7 protein-coding genes are annotated in these 8,317 nt (G+C 70.7%); 3 read left to right on the forward strand and 4 right to left on the reverse strand.

Going from position 1 to position 8,317, the window contains the following annotated elements:
• The coding region (locus GA0115242_RS19315) for an Rv3235 family protein (protein WP_237549159.1) at nt 1–531 on the forward strand (531 nt) is incomplete at its 5' end.
• Nucleotides 532–687: 156 nt separating this feature from the next.
• Here the strand turns inward: GA0115242_RS19315 and secA are convergent.
• Nucleotides 688–3,531, reverse strand: coding sequence for a preprotein translocase subunit SecA (secA, locus tag GA0115242_RS19320; protein ID WP_093830136.1), 2,844 nt, complete (start codon nt 3,529–3,531; stop codon nt 688–690).
• A 294-nt stretch (nt 3,532–3,825) separates the two neighbouring features.
• On the opposite strand from secA, the gene GA0115242_RS19325 reads away from it, so the two are divergent.
• On the forward strand, nt 3,826–4,431 hold the full coding sequence (locus GA0115242_RS19325; RefSeq protein ID WP_093830138.1) for a GNAT family N-acetyltransferase: 606 nt from the start codon (nt 3,826–3,828) through the stop codon (nt 4,429–4,431).
• Nucleotides 4,432–4,522: 91 nt separating this feature from the next.
• Entirely contained in the window at nt 4,523–5,695 is a 1,173-nt protein-coding gene (locus GA0115242_RS19330) for a winged helix-turn-helix domain-containing protein (protein WP_093830140.1), read from the forward strand.
• 121 nt (nt 5,696–5,816) lie between these two features.
• On the opposite strand, the gene GA0115242_RS19335 is transcribed toward GA0115242_RS19330, so the two are convergent.
• The 3 genes from GA0115242_RS19335 to GA0115242_RS19345 form a co-directional block, all read right to left on the reverse strand.
• Nucleotides 5,817–6,563, reverse strand: a complete 747-nt coding sequence (locus GA0115242_RS19335) for a response regulator (protein WP_093830142.1) — start codon at nt 6,561–6,563, stop codon at nt 5,817–5,819.
• A 202-nt stretch (nt 6,564–6,765) separates the two neighbouring features.
• Nucleotides 6,766–7,458 (reverse strand): ribosome hibernation-promoting factor, HPF/YfiA family, encoded by a 693-nt coding sequence (gene hpf / locus GA0115242_RS19340; protein WP_093830144.1) that lies wholly within the window; start codon nt 7,456–7,458, stop codon nt 6,766–6,768.
• A gap of 314 nt (nt 7,459–7,772) precedes the next feature.
• The coding region (locus GA0115242_RS19345; protein ID WP_141721658.1) for a ComF family protein at nt 7,773–8,317 on the reverse strand (545 nt) is incomplete at its 5' end.

Here is an 8,317-nt window from a genome sequence, read left to right on the forward strand (position 1 = left end):
AGCGCCCCGGACACCCCGCGCCCGGCGCACGCCCCGGGCTCCCCCGTCGGCACGCGGCCCGGCACCGGGCCCGCCCGCCCGCTCCCCGTCCTCCTGCTCCCCGGACACCGGCCCGGCGCGGCCCCCTCGGCGGCGTCCCCGGCCGACAGGCAGGCGCCCACCGTCCCGGCCCAGACGCGCCGCCGGATCACGGTCCCGCAGCCGAGCCCCACCGACCTCTTCGCGGACCGGCTCCTGGCGGTCCTGAGCGGCCGCCGCCCTGTCCACTGGATGCTGCGCCACACGGCGGGCCGCGCCTACGACGAGCTGGCCCTGCTCGCCGAACGCGCCCCGCTGCGCACCCGCGGCCCGCTCCCGGTCGTCCACGACATCGGCTACTACGTGCCGCGTCCGGGCGCCATCGAGGCGTTCGCCCGCATCGGCGCGGGCGACCGGCTGCGCGCCCTGGCGTTCCGGCTGGAGCAGGGCGCAGACCTGCGCTGGCGCTGCACCGCCGTGGAGACGGGCGGCCCGCGCCACGCCACGGCCTGAGCACGGCCGTACGCCGACGGGCCGGACACCTGGAGGTGTCCGGCCCGTCCGGAACCGTCACGGCGCCACAGGCACCGTCACGGCCTCACTGCCGTAGCGCTTCCCGCCGTCCCGCCCACCGCCGCGGCTGCTCGCCGCCGCGGTCGCGGGCGGCCGCTACTTCTTGCGGCGGCGGCTGCCCCGCGACTGCTTGCGGCGCTCCGCGCGCGTGAGGCCGTCGGCCTCGGAGCGCACGACGTCGTCGTCACCGACCAGCTCGCCCTCGATGGTGCCGCCCTCGCCGTCCACGGTCGGCGCGGAGAAGTGCAGGTTGCGCCGCTGCGGGGCGTCCAGGCCCTTGGCGCGGATCTCGGGGCGGGCACCGGCCTGGGCGGGCACCGCGTCCTGCGGGACGTCCGCCTCGGGGCGCGCGTCCTCCACCGGGACCTCCTCGACCTGCTGCTCGACCTGGACCTCCAGGTTGAACAGGTAGCCGACGGACTCCTCCTTGATGCCCTCCATCATGGCGGTGAACATGTCGAAGCCCTCGCGCTGGTACTCGACCAGGGGGTCCTTCTGCGCCATCGCGCGCAGGCCGATGCCCTCCTGGAGGTAGTCCATCTCGTAGAGGTGCTCGCGCCACTTGCGGTCCAGGACCGACAGCACGACCCGGCGCTCCAGCTCCCGCATGATCTCGGAGCCGAGCTGCGTCTCACGGGACTCGTACTGCTCGCGGATGTCGTCCTTGATGGACTCGGAGATGAACTCGGCGGTGAGACCGGCCCGGTCCCCGGCCGCCTCCTCCAGCTCGTCGACGGTGACCTTCACCGGGTAGAGCTGCTTGAAGGCGCCCCACAGGCGCTCCAGGTCCCAGTCCTCGGGGAAGCCCTCGGCGGTCTCCGCGGCGATGTACGCGTCGATCGTGTCGTTCATGAAGTGCTGGACCTGCTCCTCCAGGTCCTCGCCCTCCAGCACCCGCCGCCGCTCGCCGTAGATGACCTCGCGCTGCCGGTTGAGGACCTCGTCGTACTTGAGGACGTTCTTGCGGGTCTCGAAGTTCTGCTGCTCGACCTGCGACTGGGCGGACGCGATCGCGCGCGTGACCATCTTGTTCTCGATCGGCACGTCGTCGGGGACGTTCGCCATCGACATCACGCGCTCGACCATCTGGGCCTTGAACAGGCGCATCAGGTCGTCGCCGAGGGAGAGGTAGAAGCGGGACTCGCCCGGGTCGCCCTGACGGCCGGAACGACCGCGGAGCTGATTGTCGATGCGGCGCGACTCGTGCCGCTCGGTGCCCAGGACGTACAGCCCGCCGAGGTCCTTGACCTCCTCGAACTCGGTCTTGACCGCGAGTTCGGCGTTCTGCAGGGCGGCGGGCAGCGCCTGCGCCCACTCCTCGATGTGCTCCTCGGGGTCGAGGCCGCGCTGGCGCAGCTCCGCCTCGGCGAGGTCCTCGGGGTTGCCGCCGAGCTTGATGTCGGTACCGCGGCCGGCCATGTTGGTGGCGACCGTCACCGCGCCCTTGCGGCCCGCCTGGGCGACGATCGTCGCCTCCCGGTCGTGCTGCTTGGCGTTGAGGACCTCGTGCTGCACACCGCGCTTGGAGAGCTGCTGCGAGAGGTACTCGGACTTCTCGACCGAGGTGGTGCCGACGAGGATCGGCTGGCCCTTCTCGTGCTTCTCGACGATGTCGTCGACGACCGCCTCGAACTTCGCGATCTCGGTGCGGTAGATGAGGTCGGACTGGTCCTTGCGGACCATCGGCCGGTTGGTCGGGATCGGGACGACGCCGAGCTTGTAGATCTGGTGGAACTCGGCGGCCTCGGTCATGGCCGTACCGGTCATGCCGCAGAGGCCGGGCATCTCCTTGCCCTGGTGGTTGTGGCGCTTGTAGAGGCGGAAGAAGTTCTGGAGGGTGATCGTGGCGAGCGTCTGGTTCTCGTCCTTGATGTCCACCCCCTCCTTCGCCTCGATCGCCTGGTGCATGCCCTCGTTGTAGCGGCGACCGGCGAGGATACGGCCGGTGTGCTCGTCGACGATCATGACCTCGCCGTCGATGACGACGTAGTCCTTGTCCTTCTTGAAGAGTTCCTTGGCCTTGATGGCGTTGTTCAGGTAGCCGACCAGGGGGGTGTTCACCGACTCGTAGAGGTTGTCGATGCCCAGCCAGTCCTCGACCTTGGCGACGCCGGACTCGTGGATGGCGCAGGTGCGCTTCTTCTCGTCGACGTCGTAGTCGCCGGTCTCCTCCACCCCCTTGAGGGGGTTGCCCGCCTCGCCCTTCTTCAGCCGGGTGACGAGCTTGGCGAAGTCGCCGTACCACTTGGTGGCCTGGTCGGCGGGGCCGGAGATGATCAGCGGGGTGCGGGCCTCGTCGACCAGGATCGAGTCGACCTCGTCGACGATCGCGAAGTTGTGGCCGCGCTGGACGAGTTCGTCCTTGGCCCACGCCATGTTGTCGCGCAGGTAGTCGAAGCCGAACTCGTTGTTCGTGCCGTACGTGATGTCGCACTCGTACTGCTCGCGGCGCTGCGCGGGCGTCATGTTCGCCAGGATGCAGCCGACCTCGAGGCCCAGGAACTTGTGGACGCGGCCCATCATCTCAGAGTCGCGCTCGGCCAGGTAGTCGTTGACCGTGATGAGGTGGACGCCCTCACCGGACAGCGCGTTCAGGTACGCGGGCAGGGTGCCGACCAGGGTCTTGCCCTCACCGGTCTTCATCTCGGCGACGTAGCCGAGGTGGAGGGCGGCGCCGCCCATCAGCTGCACGTCGTAGTGACGCTGGCCGAGGACGCGCTTGGCGGCCTCGCGCACGGTGGCGAACGCCTCGGGGAGGAGGTCGTCCAGGCTCTCCCCGTCGCTGTAGCGCTGCTTGTACTCATCGGTGAGGGCCCGCAGCTCGGCGTCGGAGAGGTCGACGAAGTCCTCTTCGATGGAGTTGACCTGGTCCGCGATGCGGTGCAGCTTGCGCAGGATCTTGCCTTCGCCTGCACGCATGATCTTCGAGAGGACGGACACGGGGGTTGGTCTCCTTGCCGGTCGGGCCTGGGACGGTCGGTTTCCTTGGGGCTTACTGAGCAACGGCCATCGTATGCGAGGACCCCGCCGGGCCGGGAGGCTGCCGGGACCACGACCGTGCCCTGTTTCGTACGGCGTTTTCACGTCACGCGCAAATCGCTTCTCCACGGAACAACGGTCGAGGCCCCCGGATGGTGCCGCGTCGGACCCACTCCGTGTGCGCGAATTGTGATCACTTGCTCACCCACGGCAAAGAGATGGCGGTCGCGCGCGTCCGGGCAGCAGAATCGCCCGATGGAACCCGTGACGATCACGACGGCCCGTCTCCTCCTGCGCACGGTCGGTCCGCGGGACACCGACGCGGTGTACGCCGCCGCCCAGGACACCGACATCCTGCGCTGGACCACTCTCCCCTCGCCCTACCTCCCCGAGCACGCGCGGGGCTTCACCGAGGAGCTGGTCCCGGACGGGTGGGCGAACGGCTCCATGTTCACCTTCGGCCTCTTCCTGCCCCAGGGGGAGCTGACCGGCATGGTCGGCCTCACCATGCACTCCCTCAGCTCGGCGGAGATCGGCTACTGGGCCGCCAAGGAGCACCGCGGCCGCGGCTACGTCACCGAGGGGGTGCTCGCCGTCACCCGCTGGGCCTTCGTCGACCTCGCCGTCGACCGCGTGGAGTGGCGCGCGGAGGTCGGGAACGCGCCCTCGCGCGCGGTGGCCGAGCGCGCGGGCTTCCACCTGGAGGGCGTCCTGCGGTCGGGCCTCGTGCACCAGGGCGTCCGGCGCGACTGCTGGGTGGGCTCCCTGCTCCCCTCGGACCTGGAACTGCCGTCCACCGCCCCGTACCTGCCGTCCCCGCCCCGTCCTGCGCAGTCACCGGCCGGCCCCGGCCCCGAGTGACCGGCACCGGGTGATCCGTGCCGCCGCCGGCCGTCCGGTTGCGGCCCGCGGCCGGACGGCGTTGTCAGTGCCACCCTCTATCGTGCGGTCCATGACGACTCCGCGCCCCAGCACCGCCCTCTCGGCCGACGAGGCTCGCCGCATCGCCCTGCGCGCCCAGGGTTTCGTGGGCACGCCCGACCGCCGGGGCGGGGTCAGAGGCGTCCTGCGCCACCTGGGCGCCGTCCAGCTCGACACGATCTCGGTGCTGGCCCGTTCGCACGAGCTGATCCCCTACGCGCGCCTGGGCGCGGTCGGCCGCCGCACGATCGAGGACGCCTACTGGAAGGACACCCACGCCTTCGAGTACTGGTCGCACGCCGCCTGCATCCTGCCGGTCGAGGAGTGGCCGCACTTCGCCTTCCGCCGCCGCGCCTACCGCGGCCGTCCGCACTGGGGCCACGACCTGCCGGACGGCACCTACGAGCAGGTCGTCAAGCAGTTGCGCACCGAGGGGCCGCTCACCGCGACGGAGCTGGGCGGCGCCAAGCGCACCAGCGAGTGGTGGGACTGGTCGGGCACCAAGGTCGCCGTGGAGCGGGCCCTGATGTACGGCGAGGTGGTGTGCGTGGAGCGGCGCGGCTGGAAGCGGGTCTACGACCTCGCCGAGCGCGCGATCCCCGCCGCGCTGCTCCACGACGAGCTGGACGACCGGGAGTGCCTGCGGCGGCTGGTCGCCCTCGCCGGGCAGTCGCTCGGCGTCGGCACGCGCGCGGACATCGCCGACTACCACCGGCTCAAGGCCGAGCAGGTCGAGTCGGTGATCGCGGACTCCGGCCTGGTGCCGGTCACGGTCGAGGGCTGGGCCAAGCCCGCCTGGGCCGACCCGCTGGCGCTGGCGACGCCGGTGCGCGGCCGTCACCGCACCACCCTGCTCTCCCCGTTCGACTCCCTGGTGTGGGAACGGGCGCGCACGGAGCGGATCTTCGGCTTCACGCACCGCCTGGAGGCCTACGTCCCCAAGCAGAAGCGGGTGCACGGGTACTTCGCGATGCCGGTGCTCGCGGGCGGCCGTCTGGTGGGCCGGGTGGACCCGGCGCGCGAGGGCGCGACCCTGGTGGCCCGGCAGATCACCCTGGACGGCGCGAAGGCGGTCCCGGCGGTGGCGCAGGCGCTGGTGGAGGCGGCGGGCTGGGTGGCCTGCACGGACGTGCGGGTGGAGCGGGTGGACGCCCCGGAACTGCGCGAGCCGCTCACCCGCGAACTGGCCCTGCTGCTGGGCTGACCGCCCCCGGGGGAGGATTCCGTCCGGCGGTTTCCGTTCTGCGGTTTCCGTACGCGACGGAAACCGTCGGGCGGATTCCGTGGGATTCCGGCGGACCTCGGCGGTCCCCGGCGGATGATCCCTAGCGGATCTCCAGGATCTTCTCCCGCATCGCGTAGACCACGGCCTCCATCCTGGAGTGCAGCTGCAACTTCTCCAGGATGTTGCGCACGTGGTTCTTCACGGTGTTCTCGGAGATGAACAACTCCTTGGCGATGTCCCGGTTGTTCATTCCGGTGGCGACCAGCTTGAGCACTTCCAGCTCGCGGTCGGTGAGCCGGGGCGCGGGGACGAGACGCCGCTCGTCGGTGCGCTGGATCATCGACTTGAACTCGGTGAGGAGTTTCGACGCCATGGAGGGGCTGATCTGCGACTGGCCGTCGGCGACCGCGCGAATGGCGGTGGCGACCTCGTCGGTGGAGATCTCCTTGAGCAGATATCCCGTCGCGCCCGCCTTGATCGCCTCGTAGAGGTCGGCTTCCTCGTCGCTGATCGTCAGCATGATGATCTTCGCGCTGGGCGCCACCTCCTTGATGGAGGTGCACGCCTCGATGCCGCCGCGCTTGGGCATCCTGACGTCCATCAGCACGATGTCGGGGAGCAGATCGGCGGCCTTGTCGACGGCCTCCGCACCGTCCCCCGCCTCGCCGACGACCTGGATGTCCTCCTCGGCCGCCAGCACGATCTCCAGGCCCCGGCGGAAGAGCGCGTGGTCGTCGACGACCAGCACTCTGATCGGTTCCTTGCGTGGCGCGCCCGGGTCCGGGCCCATGCCGACCACGTCACCGTCGGCATCCTCGTCGCGCATCGGTCCGAAGCTGTCCGCCATCGTTCCTCCCCCTGAAGGCCGTGGCCCGTCGAGCGCCATCGCCAACCCAAGGCAACGGCCCACCGGTTGAGCCGTTGCGGCCATGATTCCATGCCTGGACGACAACCCGGTGACAGTGCGGGGCGCGAAGTGGTCGCACGCCGGTGCCCCTGGGGGCGCACACGCGCTCCAGGGGCACCGGCTCAGCTGCCGACCGGGCGGGTCAGCCGCCCAGCGTGTCCCCCGCCGCCGGGGGCTGCGCCTGAGCGACCATCGGGTCCGTGCTCAGGTGGATGACGCCGTAGTCGTAGGCGTGCCGCCGGTAGACGACACTCGGTTCCTTGGTCTCGGAGTCGACGAACAAGTAGAAGTCGTGGCCGACCAGTTCCATCTCGTAGAGGGCCTGGTCGAGAGTCATCGGTGACGCGACGTGGGTCTTCTCGCGGACGATGAGGGGCCCGTCGCCCTTCACCTCGAGCGAGCCGATCTTCCTGGTGGGCACGCCGTCGGACTCGTCGTCGTGGACGGGGTCGCCGTTGATGTCGAGCGTGGCCGCGTCCGGGACGTGGTCGGCGACCTCGGCCGCCGGGATCCGGCGCGCGCCACGGCGCGAGAACCTCTTGTCGTGCTGCTTGCGCAGCCGTGCGTCCAGCTTCTCCGCCGCCAGGTCGAGTGCCGCGTACGGGTCATTGGCCGCCGCCTCCGCCCGGATCACCGGCCCGCGCGAGCGGAGCGTGATCTCCACCCGGTCGCAACGGTCGGCCTGTCGGGGGTTGGGCTCCTTGGACACCTCGACGTCGAGGCTGATCACCTTGCCGTCGAGCTTCTGGATCTTCTCCAGCTTCAGCTTCTCGGCCACGTGCTTGCGGAACCGCTCGGGCACCTCGGTCTTGCGGCCCTTGACGACGATGTCCACGCAGAACTCCGTTCCCGGATAGCTCCGCTTCGCTGGCGGAGCGTCTCCCTTTCGCACCAAGTTCCGGTTTCACCGGAACCTCGGACTGGGTGACTTCCACCTCCTCCCCCGCGGGAAAGATCTCTGTCCCGCCGGCTCGGGGTGATGGGCGAAAAACCCGCGGCACGGCGTTCGGACAGATGAGGTACGGGCCTGCGCCTTTTCCTCACAACCGAACATATCTCGCCCGGAGGTATGTCGTCACCCTCTACTGAGCCGTACCTCCGTTCAGGTGAATTGGCTCTCTCATTACCTGCAACGATGCAAGATCTCGGTCAGTTCCGGTTTGTTCCGAGGGAGTCCGGGGCCGCCGCGACCACCGCCGCGCAGACCACGGTCCCTGTTGCGCCCGTTCCCCGCATCTCCGGCCCGGCGCCCGTCCGCAGGGCCTCTCCGTCCTGTGATCCCGTCGTTCGTTCTCCTCTGCCTTCCCGGCTCTCGGCTTCGTACACGGCCCATCCGGGCAGCACCTCCGTTCGCGCCGCCGCCCGCGTCACCGCGCGGGCCGCCTCGGTGAGCGAGGCGCCCGTCGTCATGAGGTCGTCGACGAGCACCACCGGGCCGCCGCGCAGCAGCCGTTCGGCCCCGGGGACGACCGTGAGCGCCCCGGCGAGGTTGGCCGACCGCTGCCGGGCGTCGAGTCCTGCCTGGTCGGCGACCGTACGGCGCTGTACGAGCGCGGTGAGCACTCGGGCGGGCGTCCCGGTGCGCCGCAGCTCGCCCGCCGCCGCGAGCGCGATCCGCCGCGCCGGATCGTGCCCTCTGGCGCGCACCGCGGCCCGCGCGGAGGGGACCGGCACGAGCAGCACCGGCGCGACCC

The organism is Streptomyces sp. SolWspMP-5a-2, from assembly GCF_900091845.1.
GTDB lineage: Bacteria > Actinomycetota > Actinomycetes > Streptomycetales > Streptomycetaceae > Streptomyces > Streptomyces doudnae.